Raw genomic sequence first — 23,511 nt, forward strand, 5'->3', positions numbered from 1 at the left:
TAGCATTCATAGGGACGGCGGTGGATTGGTTAATTTTGTTGTTTTGGCGAACTCAAAACTAACCGGTTTTACCGCCGTCTCCTACTTTTTCACGCTAACCTGCGATGAACCAAAAAAAAGCCCGGTCAGCAGGGGGGAATTAGCCTGACCGGGTCGCGAAAGATAACGCTGGAAGACGCAGGATCGCGTAGAGAGGAGTCGCCTATCCTTTAACACCGCCGGCTGTGAGCCCGCCGACAATCCACTTCTGGCAATAAAGGAAGATCACTGTGATCGGCAGACCGGAGAGTACCGCCGCTGCCGCGAAATCACCCCACAGGTAGTTCTGTTCATACAGATACTGCTGGGCGCCCACCGCCAGGGTCAGTTTATCGGTATCCACCAGAAGCACCGACGCCATCGGGTACTCCATGATTGTCATGATAAATGCCAGGATGAACACCACCACCAGAATCGGAACCGACAAAGGCAGCAGGATATAGCGGAACGCCTGCCAGGTGGTGGCGCCATCCACGATAGCGGCTTCCTCCAGGGAGCGGTCAATAGAGTCGAAATAACCCTTGATAGTCCAGATATGCAACGCCATACCGCCCAGGGAGGCCACGATGACCGCACCATGGGTATTCAGCCCGAGCCAGCTGACGTGGTTGCCGATCTGATCGAAGAGGGCGTACAGCGCCACCAGGGAAAGCACCGGCGGAAACATCTGGAAGATCAGCATCGATTTCAGTACAAATCCCTTGCCGGCAAAACGCATGCGGGCAAAGGCGTAGGCACTGGTGGTGGAAAGTGCCAGGATCAGCACCGCCGAAACAACAGCGATCTTGATCGAATTCCACAACCACAGAAGCACCGGAAACGGTGGCTGCGTGGTCACGCCATCTTCACCGGTGTAGGGAATACCCAGCGCCAGATACCAGTGTTCCAGCGAAGGATTCTCTGGCAGCAGGCTGCCGGCGGCAAAGTTACCGCTGCGGAACGAGATGGAAATGACCATCAACAGCGGGAACAGAATGATCGCGATGAACGCCAGCATCCCCAGGTGGGATGCCAGCACGCGGTATTTGGTGGAGCGGGGTTCAACCATGGCCATAAAAAGCTCCTTATACCTTGATCTTGGACAGTTTGAGATTGATCAGGGACAACGCGCCCACCACCAGGAAAATTGCGGTGGCAATAGCGGCGGCCAGACCAAAGTTCTGCCCGGAATCCTGGAACGCAATGCGGTAGGTGTAGCTCACCAGCAGATCGGTGGTACCTGCCGGCGTGCTCGCACCGATGATATCCGGGGCGCCCCCGGTCAGCAGTGCAATCAGGACAAAGTTGTTGAAGTTGAATGCGAAGCTGGCAATGAGCAGCGGCATCAGCGGTTTGATGATCAATGGCAGGGTGATATTGAACAGATTGTTCACCGGGCCTGCCCCGTCCATGGCCGAAGCTTCATAGAGGTCCCGGGGGATGGCCTGCAAAAGTCCCATACACAGCAGCATCATGTAGGGATAGCCGAGCCAGGTATTCACGATCAGAATCATGGTGCGCGCCAGCGCCGGATCACTGAACCAGTCCGGACGGATCCCGAACAGTCCCTCAAGAACAAGGTTGATCTCACCGAAGTTCTGATTGAACAAACCCTTGAACACCAGAATCGAGATAAAGGCCGGCACCGCGTATGGCAGGATCAGCATGGTGCGGTAAAAGCCCTTGCCGCGAATCTGGTCCCACTGCAGCAGGTTGGCCAGCAACAGTCCCAACGCCAGGGTAAAGACAACCGTGGCGACTGCGAACGAGAGCGTCCACACGAAAATCTCGAAGAATGGCCCGCGAATGGAGGGGTCGGACACCACTTTGAGATAGTTGTCCCAGCCGATATTGACCGTCCAGCCGGGCGAGAGGGCATTGCCATCGCCGTCCCGGTAGAAACCGGTTTCCTGGTCCGGGAAATAGGTAACGCCGGTCTGGTTGTTGGTCAGGCTGCCATTGTCATGCAGCGTAAACTGGGGATGAATCGCAGCGAAAGAGCGCAGGCTGGCCTGGCTTAACTCACGCCCATCTTCGGTGATCAGAGTGAGTTCCGAGAGTTTGCCCCTGAGCTGGATAATCTCGCGAATGGACAGCGGCTCACCCTGCGGCTTGCCAGACACTGGCAACACAGGCGCCGAGCGCTCCCCGCCCTCCAGGTCTACAGGTGTTGAAGTCAGATCCTGATGCTCGCCCTCAAGCCAGAAGACATAGCCTTCTTCGGTCTTGAAGAGCTGGTAGTCATAGCGAACCGCTTCGGACTGATAGCTCCGGCTCAGAAGGTTTTCCTGCACCTGCTCGAAGCTCAACAGATTGCTGGCGCTGTAATTGGTGAAGCCGATTCCCACGGTGTACATGAGCGGGAAAATGACGAACAGGCCCATGCCGGCGATGGCCGGAAAAATATATCGGTGCGCGTACAGCTTCTTGCTGACAAACACCGCAACTGCCGAGGCGGTGAGCACCAGAAACAGCATGGCAAAGACAAACTCGCGCTGGGCGTAGAGTGCCAGTATCAGGTAGAGCGCGGCGCCGACCAGCACCGCCAGTGCTCCCCATTTGAGAAGTACTCGGGTCATGGAGTGTCTGCTTTCAATACCGGGAGAGGACAGAGTTTCCGTTATCATTGTAGTCAGCCCGTTAATGACCGTCGCGCGATGGCAACGGCGGATGTTCATGCACGTCTCAGCGGACCGGTGTCGGACGCAAGCATAGCCCTCCGACACCGGGTTACCCTTCTGCTTAGCGGGTAATTCGCTGTGCTGCTGCGTTCAGGGCATCGTCAACGGACTGGCGTCCGGACGTGATGTTCTGCAGGGCCGGCCCCATGGAGGACCAGAAGGCACCCATGGCCGGCACGTTCGGCATGGGTTCGCCCAGCTGGGCATTCTCGAAAGTCGCCTTGATATTGGGATCGGACGAGAGCTCGTCCATGAATTCCTTGTTGGCCACAGCACCCAGGGGAACGTCGTTGTTCACCATTTTCAGGCCCTTAACGGAGAGCGCGTAGTTCTCCAGGAATTCAACCGCCAGATCCTTGTTGGGGCTGGCAGAGTTCAGGGTTGCGGCCATAACGCCCACCATGGGTTTGCCGGGCTGCCCATCAACCGTGGGAATGGTGGTTACTCCGAAGTTGATGCCGCTCTTCTCTAGGTTGCCCCAGGCCCAGGGGCCGTTGATCATCATGGCGGTCTCGCCCTTGTTGAAGCTGGACTCCATGGCGCTGTAGTCCGCTCCGCGGGGCATCACGCCCTCCTCGATCAGCCGGGTCAGCGCCTTGGCACCTTTGATGGCGCCTTCGGTGTTCACGCCGGTATCCTTCACATCCACGGAACCATCGGCATTTTCACCGAAGATATATCCTCCGGCTGCGGCCAGCATCGGCCAGGTAAAGTAGGTGTTGTTGTAATCCCACAGAATGGCGCGCTTACCGTCTTCCGCCAGCTTTTTATGAACGGCAGGAATGTCTTCGAAGGCGCTGGGAGGCTCGGGCAACAGATCCTTGTTATAAATCAGGCCAATAGACTCGACCGCCATCGGATAGCCGTACATCTTGCCGCCCACCGTGACCGCATCCCAGGTAAAGTCATAATTGGCGTCGATCACGCTCTGGGACGGTTTGATCTCGGAAATAATGCCACTCTGGGCCCATTCACCGAAACGGTCGTGGGCCCAGATGAAGATATCCGGGCCATTGCCGGTTGCGGCAGATTGCTGGAACTTGTCGGTGGCGCTGTCCGGGTGGGCGACTTCAACCGGGATACCGGTTTCTTGAGTGAACCAGTCCCCCACTTCCTGCAGACCATCATAGCCCTTGTCACCGTTGATCCAGACCAGGAGCTTGCCCTCTTCAATTTCGGCATGGGCCGGCGCGGCAACACCGAAGCTGGCGGCAACAATGGAGGCGGCGAGTGTGCTGCGGATAAAAGTTCGACGATTCATCAGGTGATTCCTCTGTATGTTCTTGCCTTATTCTTGTTTTCCGGCCATTCACGAGGTTGTCGGGCCGGACTTAACGCAAACTTTCTTTTGCGAGTATTGGCACTGTGTGGCAATTCCCGGTAATAAGCATCACCCCTTATTTCATTCCCCGAGGCGTAGTAGAGGGGAGTAGACGGGCGTAGAAAATTCCTTCTACCACCCCGGGGTGGAGTCTGGTTTGATGGCATCCACAAGAATGAAAACCGAAACGGAGCCATTGCCATGACAACCCGCGCCAGACACCTGAAACTTTCAGCTTGTATCGCCTCAGCCCTGATCACGGCCGGTTGCGCCTCGGGCCCGGGCAAGCCCGCAGTTGTGGCCGGGCCACCTTCAGCCAATGATACCAATGTCTTTTGCGAAGCCGCGTCAGCCGAAATGACGATTCCGGTCGGCTCTGCCTTCCCGGACGGAACACTGGTCCGGGATTTCTACACAGGTGACACTGCCCGGGTTATCGACGGTGAGGTAAGCATGGCGCCGGGTGCCAATGCCGAGGGGCTGGTGTTATTGGAATCAGTCGACGCCAAGGCGGGCCAGTTCACCTGGGCCGGGGCGACCGTCTATTTCGCCGTGACAGACCGGTTTGCCAATGGCACGACCGACAACGACCTGAATTATGGTCGTCAACCAGACGGCAAGGATGAAATCGGCACCTTCCATGGCGGTGATTTTGTCGGCCTGACCCAGAAACTGGACTACCTGTCGGAACTGGGTGTCAGCGCGCTTTGGATTACCCCTCCGTTCGAGCAAATGCACGGCTGGGTAGGCGGTGGCGACCGGGGCGATTTCCAGCACTACGGTTACCACGGCTATTACGCGCTGGACTTCACCGTTCCAGACGCCAACTTCGGTACCCGGGAGGAATTCCGGACTCTGGTTCAGGAAGCCCACAAGCGAGGTATCCGGGTGGTCATGGATGTGGTCATGAACCATCCGGGCTACAGTACCCTGCAGGATATGCAGACCTTCGGGTTCGGCTCGCTGTTTGAAGGATTCGAAAAGCATCTGCCCGAGCGCTGGGGCAACTGGCAACCGGAATCCTGGGAAAACTTCCACGCCTATCATGCCCTCATTGATTACGACCATCCTGATTGGCGCAACTGGTGGGGCAAGGACTGGGTCCGGGCAGGTATCGCCGACTACGACACGCCGCCGAACGCCTCCGTGGATGCCCAGCGCGGCTCTCTCACGTTTCTGCCGGATTTCAAGACCGAGGCCAAACAGCCCGTGGATCTGCCGGTATTTCTGAGGAACAAAACCAGCTCCAGAAGCCGGCAACTGGACGATGCCACCGTTCGGGATTACCTGATCACCTGGTTGACCGACTGGGTCCGGGAATTCGGCGTGGATGGCTTCCGGGTAGATACCGCCAAGCATGTGGAACCGGAAGCCTGGCGGGCGCTCAAGCAGGAGGCCCAGGCAGCTCTGGACGATTACCGCAGCCACAATCCCGACGCCAAACTGCCGGCAGAGGAATTCTGGATGGTTGCCGAGGTATTCCCCCATTCGGTCCGCAAGACCGCCTATTTCGATGCCGGCTTTGATGCGGTCATTAACTTCGACCTGCAGGAAGAGGCCCGGGCCGGCGCGCAATGTCTGCCCGCCATGGAATCCATCTACAGTGATTATGCCAGCAAACTCCATGGAGACGACGACTTCAACGTGCTGAGCTATATCTCTTCCCACGACACCAGGCTGTTCAGTCAGGTTGCGGGCTACGACCCGGCGCTCCAGAAGCGGGCGGCGGCGGCACTGATGCTCACGCCCGGAGCGGTTCAGGTGTTCTACGGTGATGAGTCCGGTCGCGCGTTCGGGCCAACCGGATCCGATCCGCACCAGGGCACCCGCTCGGACATGAACTGGAGTGACATTGAGAATGGCGAGGTGTCCGGTATCCTTGAGCATTGGCAGAAACTGGGCCAGTTCCGCGAGCGTCATCCCGCGATCGGCGCAGGCGAGCACCGGTTGATCAGCCAGCAACCCTATGTATTCTCAAGAACCAACGGCGATGACCGGGTGGTGATTGCGTTCGGGAGGAAGTGACCTGACCATGAGTTATTCGAGATTTCTGGAAGACACCCCCCTTATTCCCGGCATGATGCGTCTGCTAGACCATCCCGATCTCTGCCGGCCGGCGAGGCTGGCAGAATGGATCCACGGAAGACTGGATGAAGGACTGACTGTCTTCGATCATGCCGACATTTACGGGGATGGCGAGTGCGAGCGTGTTTTCGGTGAGGCACTGATGGCCTCGCCGGAACTGCGTCAGAAGGTCCAGCTTATTTCCAAGGCCGGGATCGTGCCGGCCCATCGGGACCCCTCGCCATGGACCACCAAACACTATCGTGCAGAAGCTGACTATTTTTCCGGGGCGATTGACCAATCGCTGAGCCGGCTTCGAGTTGAGCAGATCCACACCTTCCTTATTCACCGGCCAGATCCGCTGCTGGATGCGGAATCACTGGCGAGAGCCCTGGAACGGGCCGTGACCGCCGGCAAGATTCAACATATCGGGGTATCCAATTTTCTGCCGGAGCAGTGGCGCTGGTTTCAGAAAAATACCGGTCTGCCTCTGGTGTGCAATCAGAGCGAGCTTTCTCTCAGCCACTCAGAACCCCTGGTTGATGGCACCTATGAGGCCCATCTGAACGATGGGCTTCGCTGGCTTGCCTGGTCTCCGCTGGCCGGCGGCACCCTGCCCGGCTCGGTTCCCGAAAGCTTGCTTCAGGCCGCCAGGGAAGCAACCGGCCTGTGCGAAACAGGATTGGCCATCGCCTGGCTGCGACAGCTTCCAGGCGCCCCCATCCCGGTTCTTGGCTCAATGCGTGAGGCCAGAATTGAGGCCGCGCTTGAGGGCGCCCGCACGGTCTTGCCAAGACCTCTCTGGTTCGCCCTACTGGAGGCAATGCGGCAAACTGCGGTGCCCTGAGGGGCATCGCAAATTTGATATAAGTCACCGACCTACAATTTGTTACCCAAAATTCCACTTTAGTCCCATTGTTGACTCCATAATCAGCGCTGACACTAGTCCTGCTTAACAAATAATCAAAAAAACGATTGGCAGCCCCTCCCCCCCAGTGGCGCTGCAATTCCGGAGGCCAACCTGAATGAACGTCAGAAAAGTACTCTTTTCTGCTTGCCTGTTGTTGCTGGCGAGCACCACCGTCTATGCCGAAACTCTTAAAATCGGCCTGAATTATCCGCAAACCGGTCGTTACAAGGACCAGGGCCTGCAACAGCGTCTTGGGGCCTTCCTGGCCGTTGACGAAATCAACAAGGCCGGCGGTGTTATGGGCCGCCAGCTGGAGCTGGTGATCAGAAATACCCGCGGCGAACCTGCCCACGGCGCGGAGAACACGGCAGAGCTTATCGACCGTGAAGGCGTTCAGATGGTGTTTGGTGGCGTGTCCAGCGCTGTTGCCATTGCCTCAGGCAAAGCCGCTCGGGATCGCAACCGGATTTACTTCGGTACGCTCACCTACTCGAACGCCACCACCGGTGCCGAAGGTCATTCACACATGTTCCGGGAACCCTACAACGCCTGGATGACCGCCAAGGCGCTGAGCCAGTACCTGACCACCAACCACGCCGACGACGAATACTTCTACATTACCGCCGACTACACCTGGGGTTGGTCTGTGGAAGAATCTGTGCGCAAGTTTTCGGGAACCGAGGATACCGATCGCCACCAGGGCGTGAAAACGCCTTTCCCCCGAGCGCTGATTACCGACTTCCGTGAGGCGCTGGAAAAGGCAGACGCAAGCGATGCCAAGGTTCTGATGATGGTGCTGTTTGGCGACGACATGGTGCGTGCGCTGAATGTTGCCTACGAAATGGGCCTCACCAAGAAGATGCAGATCGTTGTGCCCAACCTCACCCTCGGTATGGCACGCCAGGTAGGCCCAACCATTATGGAAGGCGTTATCGGCGGCTCGCCCTGGGTCTGGAACGTACCCTACGAGCTGAACTACCCGAGAGGGAAAGAATTTGTCGAGACCTTCTCAAAGCGGTATGAAATGCGGCCTTCAACGGCTGCGGCCTCTGCCTACAGCATTGTTTACCAGTACAAGGATGCCGTGGAACGTGCCGGAACGACCAATACCGCCAGCCTCATCCGGGCATTGGAAGGCCACAGATACACGTTCCTGAAGGACGAGCAGTACTGGCGGGAATTCGATCATCAGAATGTCCAGACGGTGTATGTGGTCAAGGTAAAACCGCGCAACACCATCATTGCTGACGAATACAGTTCTGATTATTTCAGCATCATCGATTCCATGCCCGGCGACCAGGCAGCTCAAACCCGGGAAGAATGGGAAGAACGGCGCCGGGAGGCTGGCAAGCCCCTCCAGCTCTGAGCTCACACTGAAAGATCCGGCGATCAGAACAGGTAATCGGTCGTCAGGATCTTCGAGCGTCGCCCGCGCAGCGCCTATCGGAACTGTTCGGGTATGGCGCTCTCTTTCTGGCAAGACTCCTTTTGCATTAAGCCTGCTGGCTGCATTTCCATCAGCTGGTTTCACATTCACCGGCCAGAATGCCGGAAGCCTCAGCCAGGGCACCGGCAATCGTTCCGAATTCGTCAGCGTGCAGTGAGGCACCGCCAATCAACCCGCCATCAACGTCAGCAAGACTGAACAACTCGAAGGCATTGGCAGCCTTGACGCTGCCTCCGTATATCACCCGAAGCTCCTGACTGATGTCGTCGGATGCCTCAGGTGCACTCTTCGCGACGAATTGGCGAATTTGCTGGTGCACCGCGGATACCTGCTCCGGCGTTGCGGTTTTGCCCGTTCCGATAGCCCATACCGGTTCATAAGCGATTACTCCGTTCGCCATGGCCGCCAGGCCGACCTCGTCGATCACCGCTTGAAGCTGTTGTTCGATAACCAGATCGGTGCGGCCGGAATCCCTTTGTTCCAGAGTTTCACCAACGCACAGGACCGGAGTTAGCCCGGCACCAAGAACCGACCGGTAACGGGCGGCGACCTCGTGATAGCTTTCACCGAACAGTGACCGGCGTTCAGAGTGACCCACCAGTACATAGCGACAGCCCATCTCCTGCAGCATGGTAGCACTGACCTCGCCGGTGTAGGCGCCGGAGACAAATCCGGACGCATTCTGGGCACCCAGCATGATGCCGGTGTAGCCCAACAGATCCCGCACCTGAAACAGATAGGGATGTGGAGGACATACGGCCAGATCAATGGACTTTCGGAACATCCTCAGACGGGGCAGCACACGGACCATCAGGGCCTGGTTGGCCTGAAGACTGCCGTTCATCTTCCAGTTTCCAATCAGAATCGGTTTTCTCATGATGTTTCTCCTGAAAAGCGGTTTCAGGTGTCCAGGGCGCAACGAATCGCACCGACACCGGGATAAAACGCGTGAGCGCCAAGATCCTGCTCGATACGCAGGAGTCGGTTGTACTTGGCGACCCGGTCTGATCGACAGAGAGAGCCGGTTTTGATCTGACCCGATCGGGTGGCCACTGCCAGATCGGATATGAACGTGTCTTCGGTTTCACCGCTGCGATGGGAAATTACCGTGGTGTAGCCGGCATCCTGAGCCATACCAATAGCATCCAGGGTTTCGGTCAGAGTCCCGATCTGGTTGAACTTGATCAGCACGGAGTTGGCGATGCCCTTCCGGATGCCTTCTGTGATAATCGCGGTATTGGTTACAAAGAGGTCGTCTCCCACCAACTGAACTCGTTCGCCGAGTTTCTCCGTCAGCAGTTTCCAGCCGTCCCAGTCACTTTCATCCATGCCATCTTCGATCGAGGCGATGGGGTACTTCATGGCGAGGTCAAGCAGGTAATTCGAGAACTCTTCAGAGGTAAAACGTTTGCCAGCCCCCTTCAGGTTGTAGAGGCCATCTTCATAGAATTCAGAGGCCGCACAATCAAGCGCGAGGACCACATCGGACCCGGGCCGGTAACCGGCCTTTTCTACGGCCGCAAGAATGAGGTCCAGGGCTTCCTCGCTGGAACGCAGATTCGGAGCGAAGCCACCTTCATCGCCGACCGCCGTGGACAGGCCGTTTTTCCGGAGAAGTGACTTGAGGGCATGAAAGGTTTCCACACCCATCCGCAGCGCCTCACTATAGCTGGGCGCCCCGACGGGCTGGATCATGAACTCCTGGATATCAACGTTGTTGTCGGCATGAGCCCCACCATTGATGATGTTCATCATAGGCACCGGCAGGATGCTGGGGCCGTGGCAGCCGTATAGCTCGGCAAGATACCGGTACAGAGGCTGTTGCCGGTAATTGGCACCGGCGTTGGCCGTGGCAAGGGATACGGCCAGAATCGCGTTGGCACCCAATTCTGCCTTGTTGGCTGTGCCATCCATCTCGCACATGAGGCGGTCCATCACCAACTGGTCGAACACCACTCGCCCCTCCAGGGCCGGTGCGATGCGTTCGTTAACACAACGGACTGCCTGCAGGACGCCCTTGCCGTTATAGCGGCTGGCATCACCGTCGCGCTTTTCCAGCGCTTCCCGGGTTCCCGTGGACGCCCCGGATGGCACCCGACCCTGCCCGACCACGCCGTTACGGAGTTCAACGTCCACTTCCACTGTAGGACATCCCCGGGAGTCCAGAATTTCCCGGGCCGTGACTTTTTTTATGTGTTCCATAGCGTCGTTCCTGTTCAATCATTGTTGTTTGCGAATTCTATTTTTGGATAACGAACATTACTGACATCATATTATTCGCAAACGAACATCATCAAGGGAAAAATACGGACTAATCAGACAGATTTGTTATATAGAAACGAAAATAAGTACATGAAGGAAAAAGGGCCGGCAGGGTTAGCCCCGGGAGGGGCTACCTTGAAATGCTTTAAAGGGGGGGGGGGGAACTATAAGCAACCGGCCAAAACCCACCGTGACAACGGTGCTCTGCCTGCCGCAACCAAAGGGTCCTGTTGCGGCAGGCATTGCTCTTGAAGGAATCAGCTCGCCTTAGCGCGCCTCTTCCCAGGTTTTCAGCAGTTCATCATAGGCAACGGTCTTGCCCTGAGGCTTCTCGTTTGCCAGCTTCGGCTTGGGTGCACCGGGCTGGTCCAGCCAGTACTGCGCATCGCGCGGCTCGTTCAGCTTCGGACCACAAGTCGGCTGAACATTGGCACGCTCAAGGCGCTCCATGACCCGATCCTGGGCCTGGGCAAGGCCGTCGAGGGCTTCCTGAGGAGTAGCTTCACCACTGGCCGCCTGGGCAATGTACTGCCACCACAGCTGGGCCAGTTTCGGATAGTCTGGCACGTTGGTACCGGTCGGGGACCACTGCACACGGGCCGGGCTACGATAAAACTCCACCAGGCCGCCGAGCTTCGGAGCCATCTCAGTCATCGCCTCAGATTCGATGTCGGACTCGCGAATCGGAGTCAGGCCGGCAATTGTTTTCTCCAGAGATACGGTCTTGGATACGGTGAACTGGGCGTACAGCCAAGCTGCAAGGCGACGTTTCTCAGGCGTGGAATCCAGGAAAGTCCAGGAACCTACGTCCTGATAACCCAGCTTCATACCTTCTTCCCAGTAGGGCCCACGGGGAGACGGTGCCATGCGCCATTTGGGGGTGCCATCCTCATTCACAACGGGCAGGCCATCCTTGATCATGCTCGCGGTAAAGGCGGTATACCAGAAGATCTGCTGGGCAACGTTGCCCTGGGCGGGAACCGGACCGGCCTCTGAAAAGGTCATGCCCTGAGCTTCAGGGGGCGCGTACTTTCGCAGCCAGTCCACGTATTTCGCAGTGGCATACACGGCAGCGGGACCATTGGTTGCACCACCCCGGCTCACGCTGGAGCCGACCGGGTGACACTCTTCAACCCGAATCCCCCATTCGTCTACCGGCAGGCCGTTGGGCAGGCCCTTGTCGCCAGCACCCGCCATGGAGAACCAGGCATCGGTGAAACGCCAGCCCAGAGACGGATCCTTCTTGCCATAGTCCATGTGACCGTAGACGCGCTCACCGTCAATTTCCTTCACGTGAACCGAGAAGAACTCGGCAATATCTTCGTAGGCTGACCAGTTAACCGGCACACCCAGATCATACCCGTAGATTTCCTTGAACTGCTTCTGCAGGTCTTCACGTTCAAACCAGTCGGCCCGGAACCAGTATAGGTTGGCAAACTGCTGCGAGGGCAACTGGTAGAGCTTTCCGTCAGGCCCGGTAGTGAAATCGAGCCCGATGAAATCATCGAGATCCAGGGTGGGCAGGGTGAGATCTTTACCGGCACCGTTCATGATGTCTTCAACGGCCACCACCTTTCCATAGCGGAAATGGGTACCAATCAGATCCGAATCGTTCACGTAGCCATCGTAGATGTTGCGTCCGGACTGCATCTGGGTCTGGAGCTTCTCGATAACATCGCCTTCCTGAATCAGTGTGTGAGTCAGGTTGATCCCGGTGATTTCGGAAAAGGCCTTGGCCAGAACATTGGACTCATACTCATGAGTCGCTATGGTTTCAGAAACCACGTTGATGTCCATGCCACGGAACTGCTCAGCGGCTTTGGTGAACCACTCCATTTCTTTGAGCTGTTCTTCCTTGCTCAGAGTAGAATTCTTGAACGCTTCATTAACCCACTTCTCAGCTGCCTCACTGTACTGATCGGCGCTGACATGCAGGCTTAAACCCATGCTGGCGACACCAACGGCGGCGCTGAGCAACAGGGCTCTCGGATATTTATTGTTGTTGAACATATCCAACCTCGTTCGTCTTGTTATGAATGGAACGAAACAGCCGGGTTTCGTTTCCGCATTTATAGCGCTCTGGTCGCTATTCTTTTCACCGGAATCTCCAGTGATCGATTCCGATCATTTGAATAAAAATAGTTCGTTTACGAAATCTTTACAAGTGTTTCTTGCAGAATTTATAGAGTCGGGTGTTCGCAAAAACAACATAACGAACATCCCTATCCAGACTCACCCCCAGCGTAGTAACACCAGTAACCAGGCCACCGAGACAGCGAGCGCCACCCAAAGGGTGATATCGCTGACTGCGAGGAAGGTCAGGTGTATATAAGCAGCGGAGAGCAATCCGATAAACAGCCGGTCACCACGAGTGGTGGCAATCGGCAGAAAGCCCTTTCTTTCGGTACATGGGGAGACAATTTCGTAAACCGTCATTACCGCCAGAATTCCCGCAATCACTGCAAAGAAGATGGCAACGGTCGGCGTCCAGTTCATCCAGGCAATCATAAAACGTCTCCTTACACGCGTCCGAGGGCGAAGCCTTTGGCAACATGGTTGCGAACAAACCAGATCACCAGCAGGCCAGGAATGATGGTGAGCGAACCGGCGGCAGCCAGAACACCCCAGTCGATACCGCTCGCCCCTATCGTTCGGGTCATGATCGCCCCGATCGGCTGGGCATCCACGGACGTCAACGTCCGGGCCAACAACAGCTCTACCCAGGAGAACATGAAGGCGAAAAAGGCCGTCACCCCGATCCCGGAACGGATCATAGGCAGGAACACCTTCACGAAGAATTTAGGAAAGCTGTAGCCATCAATATAGGCCATCTCGTCATACTCCCGGGGCACACCGGACATGAACCCTTCCAGAATCCAGACAGCCAGGGGCACGTTGAACAGGCAGTGAGCCAGTGCCACCGCAATGTGGGTGTCGAACAGGCCGATGGATGAATAAAGTTGGAAGAAAGGCAGCAGGAAGACCGCTGGCGGCGCCATCCGGTTGCTCAGCAGCCAGAAGAACAGGTGCTTGTCGCCCAGGAATTTGTAGCGGCTGAACGCATAGGCGGCAGGCAAGGCTACAAGCAGCGTGATGACCACATTGATGGAGACATAGATCATCGAGTTGATGTAGCCGTTGTACCAGCTGGGATCGGTAAAGATCACGGCATAGTTATCCAGAGTGAAGTTCTGGGGCCAAAGGGTGAGTCCCCCGAGAATTTCCTGGTTGGTCTTGAACGACATGTTCAGCAACCAGTAAATCGGAGTCAGCAGCAGCAGAATAAACAGCGTAATCCCGACGTTTTTCGAACGTGTCTGTCTCATCACACTCCCCTTATTTTTCTTTGTCGGCGTGCGTAATGGCGGTAAAGAAGAGCCATGAAATCAGCAATACAATGAGGAAGTAGATCAGCGAGAACGCAGCCGCGCGCCCCAGATCAAACTGCCCGATTGCCATGGTCGTCAGGGTCTGGCTCAGGAAGGTGGTGGAACTGCCAGGGCCGCCACCGGTGAGCACGAACGGCTCAATGTAAATCATGAAGCTGTCCATGAACCGCAGCAGCACTGCGATGATCAGCACACTCTTGAGCCTCGGGAGCTGGATATACCGGAATACCGCCCACTTCGAGGCGCGGTCAATTTCCGCCGCCTGGTAGAAAGCTTCCGGAATTGCCCGCAACCCTGAATAGCAGAGCAAGGCCACCAGCGGCGTCCAGTGCCAGACATCCATCAACAGGACCGTTAGCCACGCATCGAGGGTGTCGCCAGTGTAGTTGTAATCAATCCCCAACTGATTGATGCCCCAGCCGAACAGACCGATATCGCCCCGGGCAAAGATCTGCCAGATGGTGCCAACCACGTTCCAGGGAATCAGCAGCGGAATGGCCAGCAGAATCAGACAGAGCGAGCCTTTAATACCGGATTTCGGCATCATCAGGGCAACCCCGATACCCAGAGGTATCTGGATCAGAAGTACCGCTCCAGAGAATATGAACTGACGAAGCAGGGAATCCTGCAGGCGCTCGTCGGTCAGCACCTCCTTGAACCATTCCGTGCCCACGAAGAACGCCTGGCCCGGGCCAAAAATATCCTGGACCGAGTAATTCACCACGGTCATCAGGGGAATCAGCGCCGAGAAGGCAACGAGCAGAAACACCGGCAGCACCAGCCACCAGGCTTTGTTGTTTTGTACCTTTTGCATCACTGTTGCTCCTGTACCAGGAATTCGTCCACATACAGCTTCAACCATTGCCTTGGGAACGAGAGATGAACCCTGCTGCCGATTGATGCGGCGAAGTCCTCGCTCTGCCGGACTTTCATTCTCTCGTGATCCAGCTGAACGGTAACGATCTTGTAGGTGCCGAGATCCTCCACGTCGAGTACCTCGGCCTCAAAGGTGTCATCTGAAGCGACCGAAGACACCTCGATGAACTCCGGCCGGATACCGATCTTGAGATTCGTGGATTTGGTTCGCTGAAGGATATCCACCTGCCAGGGCTCAAGTGCCACAACCGTGCCTCCGAAGCACACGCCCCGGGGACACCGCTGCACCTCAATGAGATTCATGCCGGGGCTGCCGATGAAGAACCCCACGAAGGTGTGATTGGGCTGTTCGAACAGCTCGGTTGGCGTACCGAACTGGACGATCTGCCCGCCGTACATCACGGCAATCTTGTCGGCAAAGGTGGAGGCTTCAAGCTGGTCGTGGGTGACATACACCATGGTGATGTCGAACTGTTCATGAATCTGCTTGAGCTTGCGGCGCAGCTTCCACTTGAGCTGCGGATCGATCACCGTCAGTGGCTCGTCGAACAGAATCGCCGAAACGTCTTCCCGCACCAGGCCGCGGCCCATGGAAACCTTCTGCTTCTCATCCGCGGTCAGGTTCTTTGCCTTCTTGTAGAGCTTGTCCTCGATTTCCAGGACTTCGGCGATCTCATGAACGCGGGCCTTGATCTTGGAGGCGGGCACCTTGTTGTTCTTGAGGGGAAACGCCAGGTTGTCGTAGACAGTCATGGAGTCGTAAATGACCGGAAACTGGAAGACCTGGGCAATATTTCTGTCTCGGGGAGACAGCTCATTGACACGCTTGCCGTCGAACAGGACATCGCCCTCGGAGGGCTGAACCAGGCCGGAAATAATGTTCAGCATGGTGCTTTTCCCGCAACCGGACGGACCCAGCAGCGCGTACGCCCCACCCTTGTGCCAGACGTGGTCGAGCTGACGGATGGCGTAATCGTCTGGGCTCTCGGGCATATCACTGTAACTGTGGGCGAGTGATTTCAATTGAATTTCAGCCATCAGACAGACCCTCCTGAAACCTGGGACGGTGTGTGCACCAGTTGTTCGTTGTTGTCGAAGACGAACAGTTTGTTGATCGGCAAGTACACCTTGACTGGTGAGCCTGTGTGGTACTGATGCACGCCCATCAACTGCAAGACCATTTCGAAGTGACTGTTCTCCACATGCATGAAGGTTTCAGAACCACTGATTTCGCTAAGCTCTACCTCCATGGACATTTCCAGATCATCGTCGCTGGTAGGTACCAGGCCGATATGGCTGGGCCGGATCCCGAACCAGTAATCACCCGGTTGAAGCTTCGCCAGCTCCTGAGTCAGCGCGTGGTGTGAATATTCGTCGAAGGTCACTTCGGTTTCAGAAACACGCCCGCGAATCATGTTCATCGGGGGTTCACTGAACAACTGTGCAGCGAGGGTGTTCACGGGGGCGCGGTAGACATCCATAACCGGGCCGGTCTGAACGACCTGGCCTTCGTGCAACAACGTGGTTGTGCCACCGAGCGCCAGAGCTTCATTGGCCTCTGTGGTTGCGTACACCGCTATGCACTGTCGCTCCCGGAACAGATCCCGCAGTTCCGCCCTGAGCTCTTCGCGGAGCTTGTAGTCAAGGTTGACCAGAGGCTCATCGAATAACACCAGGGTGGCATCCTTCACCAGCGCCCGGGCCATGGCGGTTCGCTGCTGCTGGCCACCCGACAGTTCCAGCGGGTAGCGCTTGAGCAGGGGATCAATCCGAAGCATGGACGCGGTTTCTTTCACCCGGCGATCAATCTCGGACTCCGTCATCTTCGCCAGCCGCAGCGGTGAGGCGATGTTTTCGTAGACGGTCAGATTGGGGTAATTGATGAACTGCTGATAGATCATCGATATGTTGCGGCTCTGCACGCTCTGCCCTGTGACGTCCTCACCGTTATAGATCAGACGGCCGCTATCAGGCTTGTCCAGCCCGGCCATCAGTCGCATCAGCGAAGTCTTTCCGGCCAGTGTCCGGCCGAGCAGAACGTTAAAGGAACCTGCCTCAAAGGTGAGGTTGGCATCCCGGATATAGTCGACACCGTCGACCTCACGGGAGAGGTTCTCCAGTGTTAAGGACATAGGCTTTCCTTTTTGTTCTTGTGGAAACGCACTCCGGGCCGGTTTACACCGACCACGAAAATTCGATTTCGAATCTCCCTACGCAAAGGCTATACCAGCTTACCTGTCTCCATAGGTGGTTTTACTTACATCGTTGTTTTTACGGTCTTTTTATCTATGTTTTAATTTCTTATACGAAAATCCATATGTTCGTTTAGCACTACTTTGTTCAAATTGAACATTGACGTGAACAGCATTTGCACAGATGATTGAGCAACACCTGAAACACATTTGCCTGGGTTAGCTGCTCGAACGTCGACCAGAACAACAAACGAACGCCTGAGTGACGCCAGATGAGAAAAAACGAATATTCGGATTATCGAAGCGTTATTGCCGATTCGTGGAATCGCTGCATTGCCTGGGGCCTTGATCACGATCACGAGCCGGCACCGCTGATGCCGGAATCGGCCCGGCTGGAGGAAATAAACCGCCAGTACATTGAGCTGCTCTCGGTAACCGAGGCCGAAGTACTGCCTTACTACCGGAACGTACTTTCCAACAGCCGCTGCCTCATTCTGCTCGCCGATCAGCACGCAACGGTGCTGAACAGCTGGGGCGATGAACGCATCACCGAGACCCGCCTGAAGCCCTGGTTCCAGACCGGCGCAAACTGGCAGGAGCAGAATTGCGGCACCAACGCCATCGGAACGTCGATTGCTGTCGGCGCGCCTGTACAGATTCAGCGAAACGAACATTTTCTGAAAACAAACCGAAGCATCATTGGCTCCGCAGCACCTATTTTCGACGCCCACAGGCAGATTGCCGGTGTTCTCAGTGTGTTCAGCGACGCCTACCTGCCCCAGGCACACACCCTGGGCATGGTTCGGCTGCTTTCCCAGTCGGTGGAAAACCGCCTCATCAACCGTCAGTTTGGCCCGGATCATTTCCAGATCACCCTGAATACCACGGCGGACAACTTCGACAGCCCCTGGTCGGGCATCCTGATGTGCGATGATTCCGGCCGGGTCATAGCGAGCAACCAGCGGGCGGACCAGTTGCTGGGAATAAATACCGTTGAGGCCCGTCTGGATGAGCTATTTACCGGCCACCGAAACCACATTCTGGGGCATTCTGAGACCGAAAACCTGCAGCTGACCACCCGAAGCAAGGTACGACTGAGCGCCCGGATCAAGCGCCCGACAAGGCTTGGCAATAACGCAGCACAGGCAGAGCCTTCGCCGCTGCCAGACGAGGTCAGGCAAGCCGATGCGTTTCTGGGCATCGACAACCTCGAGTATGGCGACTCAGCCGTCAAGCGGTGCGCCACACAGAGTCTCAAAGTCCTGCAGCGGGGTGTACCGGTGCTTATCACGGGCGAGACAGGGGTCGGCAAGGAAGTTCTGGTCAAGGCACTTCATCGGGCATCCCACCGCAAGGATCAGCCTCTGGTGGCGGTTAACTGTGCGGCGATTCCACCGGAACTGGTTGAATCGGAACTGTTCGGTTACGAAGCTGGCGCATTTACCGGCGCCCGGGCGCAGGGCTCCCTGGGGTTCCTTCGAAAGGCCCACAAGGGCATTCTGTTTCTTGATGAGATTGGCGAAATGCCCCTTTCGGCACAGTCCCGGCTGCTTCGGGTACTGCAGGAACGGGTCGTTACCCCGGTGGGCTCAACTGACAGTGTTCCTGTCGATATTTTGCTGGTTACCGCGACCAACCGGCCTCTGACCTCACGTATCGACAACGGCCATTTCCGGGCGGATCTCTACTACCGCATTAATGGCCTTTGCGTGGAACTCCCTGCCCTTCGGAACCGGGCCGACAGGTTGCCCCTGATACAGACCCTCTATTCGCAGCACCGGGACCCCGGACAGTCAGAGTATCTATCTCCCAAAGTACTTTCCGCCCTGGAGAACCACCCGTGGCCAGGCAACATTCGGCAACTGGTGAATGTGTTGCGGGTGGCGATCGCGATTGCAGACGGGGAGGACGTGCAGGTCTGGCACTTGCCGGAAGACTTTCTCGCGGAATTCGAGGCCAGGGCCGGTGAGGAGTCCGAAACAGCTGTCCTGGAGCCAGGTTTCGCCGACGTTGAGGTGGAAGCGGAGGATACACTTGCCAGAACGCTCAAGGTCTATCGAAAATGCACAGGCAACGTATCTCAGGCAGCGAGAGAACTCGCCATTAGCCGCAACACTCTGTACAAGCGCCTGCGGGAATTGGGAGTTCGGTGATATTCGCTGCCGGGAAAGTCAGGGATTCAGAGCTTTTGCACCGCCTGGATCCAGCCATCGTACAGCTTGTCCCGATCCTCTTTGGTCATGACCGGCTCAAAATTCCGGTCGCATCGCCATAATTCCGCGAGCTCCTCGAGGGATTTATAAACACCTGCTTCAAGGCCCGCCAGGTAAGCGGCGCCAAGGGCCGTGGTTTCTACAAGCGACGGGCGATCCACCCGGGCACCGAGTATGTCCGCCAGGAACTGCAGGACCCAGTTATTTGCCACCATGCCACCGTCAACTCTGAGGTTGACCGGGCGAATGCCGTCTTTTTCCATGGCCTTTTGCAGATCCTTGGTCTGGTAGCAAACGGATTGCAGGCCCGCCGTAACAATTTCCTTGATGCCAGTATCCCGGGTAAGACCGAATATGGCGCCTCTCGCATTGGGATCCCAATAGGGCGCCCCAAGCCCGGTAAATGCCGGCACCAGGTATACACCATGATCGACTGGCGTTCCCTCCGCCAGAGGCTCGGTTTCACAGGCGTCCCGGATAAGCTGAAGGCCATCCCGCAGCCATTGAATGGTGGCGCCGGCGATAAAAATACTGCCCTCAAGGGCATAGGTAGGCTTGCCCTTCACCCGATACGCCACCGTGGTCAGCAACCGGTGCTCCGATTGCAAAGCCTTGTCGCCGGTATTGAGCATCAGGAAGCAGCCGGTGCCGTATGTGCTCTTTGCCATGCCAATGCCAAAGCAGGTCTGGCCAAACAGGGCGGCCTGCTGATCGCCGGCAACGCCAAGTACCGAAGTGCCGTTGAGCGCCCCACCGTGGGTAATCTGTCCGAACTGATCGGCAGAATCCATCACCTCCGGTAAAAGCGATTCGGGAATGCCGAAAAGCTCCAGAAGCTCCGGATCCCATTTCTGGGAATGAATATTGAAAAGCAGTGTACGGCTGGCATTGGTGGCGTCGGTACGATGCTCGCGGCCACCGGTCAGGCGCCACAGCAGAAAGCTGTCGACCGTTCCAAAAGCCAGCTCACCCCGCTCTGCGCGCTCGCGGACACCAGCGACATTTTCCAGTATCCAGCGGATCTTGGTGGCGGAGAAATAGGGATCAATCAAGAGGCCAGTCTTGCTGTTGACCCAGGATTCAAGCCCTTCACTTTTCAGGGACTCACAGTAGGAGGCGGTTCGCCGGTCCTGCCAGACGATTGCGTTGTAAACAGGCTCTCCGGTTTCACGATCCCAAACCACTGTGGTCTCACGCTGGTTGGTAATCCCCACCGCAACCACTTCACCGCGATCACCGCACTCTTCGGCCATCACGGCGTCGCAGGTCTGCTGAACCGATGACCAGATGTCCTCCGGATTGTGCTCAACCCAGCCACTGGCCGGGAAATGCTGCGGGAATTCCTGCTGGCGAGTGGCGTGTATGTTGCCCTGCAGGTCAAAGAGTATGGCTCTGGAACTGGTGGTTCCCTGATCGATAGAAAGGATGTACTGGCTCATAATATGTTTGACCTCGCTTTCTTGTTTTTTCGTATTTTTACTTTTTTGAACATCAATGCCAAGAGGTTTTCACGGAAAACGCACATATTGCAGGTCGCCCCCGTTAAAAAAGCTGCATAACCCGCTGAAAACCACTAAACTTTGGGAATGTTTTCGGACGCACAGTATTTCGCACGAGAAGAATGACAGAGCGGAGGAGGTTTTAATGGCACAGCGTCGCCGACAGGATCTGATTATGGAGCTGATCCAGCAGAACGGTTTCGTCACAACCGAACAGCTGGTGGATCAGTTCAAGGTAACGCCCCAGACCATCCGCCGGGACCTGAACGAGCTTGCGAAACACAAAAAGCTCCGTAGACACCATGGTGGCGCAGGCATCGACTCCAGCACCGTCAACACCGCTTATCAGGCCCGGAAGATCATGGACCTGGAAGCCAAGGAGCGCATTGCGGAAGCGCTGGTAGCGCAGATACCGGATAACTCCTCGATGTTCATCAATATTGGTACCACCACCGAGACCATCGCCAAGGCTCTTCTGGAAAAGAACAACCTGCAAATCGTTACGAACAACCTCCATGTGGCATCGATCCTGTCGGCAAAAGAAGACTTCCATGTAATCATTGCCGGCGGTGAAGTACGCAACAGAGACGGCGGCATTGTTGGTGAAGCCACGCGGGACTTCATCAACCAGTTCAAGATGGACTTCGGCATCATCGGCATCAGCGGCATCCATAACGATGGCTCCCTGCTCGATTTCGATTACCGCGAAGTCCGCGTCGCCCAGGCAATCATTGCTAACTCCAACCAGGTTCTTCTTGCCGCCGACCATTCCAAGTTCGGACGCAACGCCATGGTCCGTCTCGGAAACATTTCCCAAGCTGACCATGTGTTCACCGACCAGCAGCCACCTGTGGAAATCCGCCAGCTGCTGACCGAACACAACGTACAGCTTCATATCGTCTGATTTCTTTCGCTCCCCTCCTACCCGAAAATGTGAACGCCTCGTTCTTTTCGTTTTTTTTCTATTTTTTCCTTTACGAATATCCTTGCCTTTCGCATAATGAGCTATACCGCATATTGAACATTGAAAAGTGCGCATCACAACAAAGCGTCTTTTCCATTGGTGTCAGGAGATGACCAACAATGACTATGGAGCACGATCAGTTTGACGTTATTGTCGTTGGCGGCGGAGTCAACGGCACGGGAATCGCCATGGACGCGGCGGGTAGAGGCCTGAAGGTCCTGCTTTGCGAAATGAATGATCTGGCATCAGCTACATCATCAAGCAGCAGCAAGCTGATACACGGTGGGCTACGGTATCTGGAACACTATGAATTTCGCCTGGTCCGGGAAGCCCTGGCCGAGCGCGAATCCCTGCTGCGCAATTCCCCACACATCATGTGGCCAATGCGTTTCCGACTACCTCACCGCCCTCACCTGCGCCCAGCCTGGATGATTCGCACCGGCCTGTTTCTGTATGACCATCTGGCAAAACGGGAAATCCTGCCGGGCTCACGCTCGATCAAATTTGGGACAGATGATCCGCTAAAACCCGATATCACCAAGGGCTTTGAATACTCGGACGGCTGGGTAGACGATGCCCGCCTGGTGGTACTGACCGCAAAGAAAGCACAGCAGTTCGGTGCGCAGATACTGACTCGCACCAAATGCGTTAAGGCAGAACAAGGCTCAAAGGAATGGACGGTCACTCTTCGTGACATGACGAATGAAACCGAGAAAACGGTATCGGCGAAGGCTATTGTGAATGCCTCAGGCCCCTGGGTAAGCAAACTGTTCGGCGAGACGCTTTCAATGCCGGCGCCCAAGATGATTCGCATGGTGAAAGGCAGTCATATTGTGGTACCGCGCATGAACAAGGGCACCGAGGCCTATATCCTTCAGAATGAGGACGAGCGGATCGTTTTCGTCATTCCCTATGAGGACGAATTCTCACTGGTGGGCACCACCGACGTGGACTACGAAGGTGACCCGAAAAAAGCAAAGATTTCGCCCGAGGAAACCGACTACCTGCTGAACATCGTGAACTCTCACTTCAAGCGACAACTGGAGCCTTCGGATGTTGTCTGGTCCTACTCCGGTGTCCGCCCTCTGATGGACGATGAGCAGGAGAATGCCCAGAAAGCGTCACGGGACTACTCCTTCGAGGTCAATAGTGAAAAAGGTAAGGCGCCGCTGATTTCGGTTTTCGGAGGCAAGATCACCACCTATCGCAAACTGGCCGAAGCCGCCACGGACAAGCTGTGCCAGTTCTTTCCGGAGGCCGGCGGTCGCTGGACCAAGACTGGTGTTTTGCCGGGCGGAGACTTTGCCAATCATGAGGCACTTGAAGAAACCCTCAGACGTGATTTTCCCTGGCTCTCCGAGAAGGTGATCAGTCGCTACGTTCGTACCTACGGCACAACCAGCTACGACATTCTCCGAGATTGCCACTCAATGGACGACCTGGGCAAACATTTCGCCGGGACGCTGTATCAGCGGGAAGTTGAGCACCTGATAAAGAACGAATGGGCCATGACGTCAGAGGATATTCTCTGGCGCAGGACCAAACAGGGGCTATACGCCAGTGACTCGAATGTTGAAGCTCTGGAACATTTTCTGATGGAAACGGTCACTACCGATAACCGCAAGACTGCTCTCCACCACAGCGCCTGAAGCTCTCTCAGGCATTTTTGCTCCGG

18 protein-coding genes are annotated in these 23,511 nt (G+C 56.2%); 6 read left to right on the plus strand and 12 right to left on the minus strand.

Annotated features, from left to right (window positions below; genetic code table 11):
• Nucleotides 1-202: 202 nt before the first annotated feature.
• From malG to malE, 3 genes are all read right to left on the minus strand, one after another.
• Nucleotides 203-1,093 (minus strand): maltose ABC transporter permease MalG, encoded by an 891-nt coding sequence (gene malG / locus KEHDKFFH_RS15870; RefSeq protein ID WP_064228948.1) that lies wholly within the window; start codon nt 1,091-1,093, stop codon nt 203-205.
• Between the two features lie 10 nt (nt 1,094-1,103).
• Complete coding sequence (gene malF, locus KEHDKFFH_RS15875) at nt 1,104-2,597, minus strand: maltose ABC transporter permease MalF (protein WP_241956536.1); 1,494 nt, start codon at nt 2,595-2,597, stop codon at nt 1,104-1,106.
• A 163-nt stretch (nt 2,598-2,760) separates the two neighbouring features.
• The gene (gene malE / locus KEHDKFFH_RS15880; RefSeq protein WP_104322821.1) at nt 2,761-3,960 is read right to left on the minus strand and encodes a maltose/maltodextrin ABC transporter substrate-binding protein MalE; all 1,200 of its coding nucleotides are present in this window, start codon (nt 3,958-3,960) and stop codon (nt 2,761-2,763) included.
• A 261-nt stretch (nt 3,961-4,221) separates the two neighbouring features.
• On the opposite strand from malE, the gene KEHDKFFH_RS15885 reads away from it, so the two are divergent.
• The 3 genes from KEHDKFFH_RS15885 (at nt 4,222) to KEHDKFFH_RS15895 (ending at nt 8,360) form a co-directional block, all read left to right on the plus strand.
• Entirely contained in the window at nt 4,222-6,045 is a 1,824-nt protein-coding gene (locus tag KEHDKFFH_RS15885; RefSeq protein WP_104322822.1) for an alpha-amylase, read from the plus strand.
• A gap of 7 nt (nt 6,046-6,052) precedes the next feature.
• Complete coding sequence (locus KEHDKFFH_RS15890; protein ID WP_241956537.1) at nt 6,053-6,931, plus strand: aldo/keto reductase; 879 nt, start codon at nt 6,053-6,055, stop codon at nt 6,929-6,931.
• 178 nt (nt 6,932-7,109) lie between these two features.
• The gene (locus tag KEHDKFFH_RS15895; protein WP_104322823.1) at nt 7,110-8,360 is read left to right on the plus strand and encodes a substrate-binding protein; all 1,251 of its coding nucleotides are present in this window, start codon (nt 7,110-7,112) and stop codon (nt 8,358-8,360) included.
• Nucleotides 8,361-8,511: 151 nt separating this feature from the next.
• On the opposite strand, the gene tpiA is transcribed toward KEHDKFFH_RS15895, so the two are convergent.
• The 8 genes from tpiA to KEHDKFFH_RS15935 form a co-directional block, all read right to left on the minus strand.
• Nucleotides 8,512-9,318, minus strand: coding sequence for a triose-phosphate isomerase (gene tpiA, locus KEHDKFFH_RS15900; RefSeq protein ID WP_104322824.1), 807 nt, complete (start codon nt 9,316-9,318; stop codon nt 8,512-8,514).
• Between the two features lie 23 nt (nt 9,319-9,341).
• Nucleotides 9,342-10,643 carry a phosphopyruvate hydratase gene (eno, locus tag KEHDKFFH_RS15905; RefSeq protein ID WP_104322825.1) on the minus strand — a complete coding sequence of 434 codons (1,302 nt, stop codon included), beginning with the start codon at nt 10,641-10,643 and terminating at the stop codon, nt 9,342-9,344.
• Nucleotides 10,644-10,970: 327 nt separating this feature from the next.
• Nucleotides 10,971-12,713 carry an ABC transporter substrate-binding protein gene (locus KEHDKFFH_RS15910; RefSeq protein ID WP_104322826.1) on the minus strand — a complete coding sequence of 581 codons (1,743 nt, stop codon included), beginning with the start codon at nt 12,711-12,713 and terminating at the stop codon, nt 10,971-10,973.
• Nucleotides 12,714-12,935: 222 nt separating this feature from the next.
• On the minus strand, nt 12,936-13,211 hold the full coding sequence (locus KEHDKFFH_RS15915; RefSeq protein ID WP_014577499.1) for a DUF2160 domain-containing protein: 276 nt from the start codon (nt 13,209-13,211) through the stop codon (nt 12,936-12,938).
• Nucleotides 13,212-13,222: 11 nt separating this feature from the next.
• Nucleotides 13,223-14,029 carry a carbohydrate ABC transporter permease gene (locus KEHDKFFH_RS15920; RefSeq protein ID WP_008174643.1) on the minus strand — a complete coding sequence of 269 codons (807 nt, stop codon included), beginning with the start codon at nt 14,027-14,029 and terminating at the stop codon, nt 13,223-13,225.
• Nucleotides 14,030-14,039: 10 nt separating this feature from the next.
• Entirely contained in the window at nt 14,040-14,906 is an 867-nt protein-coding gene (locus KEHDKFFH_RS15925) for a carbohydrate ABC transporter permease (RefSeq protein WP_104322827.1), read from the minus strand.
• Complete coding sequence (locus KEHDKFFH_RS15930; RefSeq protein ID WP_104322828.1) at nt 14,906-16,006, minus strand: ABC transporter ATP-binding protein; 1,101 nt, start codon at nt 16,004-16,006, stop codon at nt 14,906-14,908. The genes KEHDKFFH_RS15925 and KEHDKFFH_RS15930 overlap by 1 nt, the downstream gene beginning before the upstream one ends.
• The gene (locus KEHDKFFH_RS15935; RefSeq protein WP_104322829.1) at nt 16,006-17,100 is read right to left on the minus strand and encodes an ABC transporter ATP-binding protein; all 1,095 of its coding nucleotides are present in this window, start codon (nt 17,098-17,100) and stop codon (nt 16,006-16,008) included. The genes KEHDKFFH_RS15930 and KEHDKFFH_RS15935 overlap by 1 nt, the downstream gene beginning before the upstream one ends.
• A 332-nt stretch (nt 17,101-17,432) precedes the next feature.
• Here KEHDKFFH_RS15935 and KEHDKFFH_RS15940 point away from each other — a divergent pair, with 332 nt between their 5' ends.
• Entirely contained in the window at nt 17,433-19,313 is a 1,881-nt protein-coding gene (locus tag KEHDKFFH_RS15940) for a sigma-54-dependent Fis family transcriptional regulator (protein ID WP_104322830.1), read from the plus strand.
• A 26-nt stretch (nt 19,314-19,339) separates the two neighbouring features.
• On the opposite strand, the gene glpK is transcribed toward KEHDKFFH_RS15940, so the two are convergent.
• The gene (gene glpK, locus KEHDKFFH_RS15945) at nt 19,340-20,812 is read right to left on the minus strand and encodes a glycerol kinase GlpK (RefSeq protein ID WP_104322831.1); all 1,473 of its coding nucleotides are present in this window, start codon (nt 20,810-20,812) and stop codon (nt 19,340-19,342) included.
• 205 nt (nt 20,813-21,017) lie between these two features.
• Here glpK and KEHDKFFH_RS15950 point away from each other — a divergent pair, with 205 nt between their 5' ends.
• Together KEHDKFFH_RS15950 and glpD are read left to right on the plus strand one after the other, a co-directional pair.
• Nucleotides 21,018-21,776: a DeoR/GlpR family transcriptional regulator gene (locus tag KEHDKFFH_RS15950; RefSeq protein ID WP_104322832.1), complete on the plus strand. Its 759-nt coding sequence runs from the start codon at nt 21,018-21,020 to the stop codon at nt 21,774-21,776.
• 179 nt (nt 21,777-21,955) lie between these two features.
• On the plus strand, nt 21,956-23,485 hold the full coding sequence (glpD, locus tag KEHDKFFH_RS15955) for a glycerol-3-phosphate dehydrogenase (RefSeq protein ID WP_104322833.1): 1,530 nt from the start codon (nt 21,956-21,958) through the stop codon (nt 23,483-23,485).
• Nucleotides 23,486-23,511 lie beyond the last annotated feature (26 nt).

This window comes from Marinobacter maroccanus (genome assembly GCF_002933275.1).
Classification (GTDB): domain Bacteria; phylum Pseudomonadota; class Gammaproteobacteria; order Pseudomonadales; family Oleiphilaceae; genus Marinobacter; species Marinobacter maroccanus.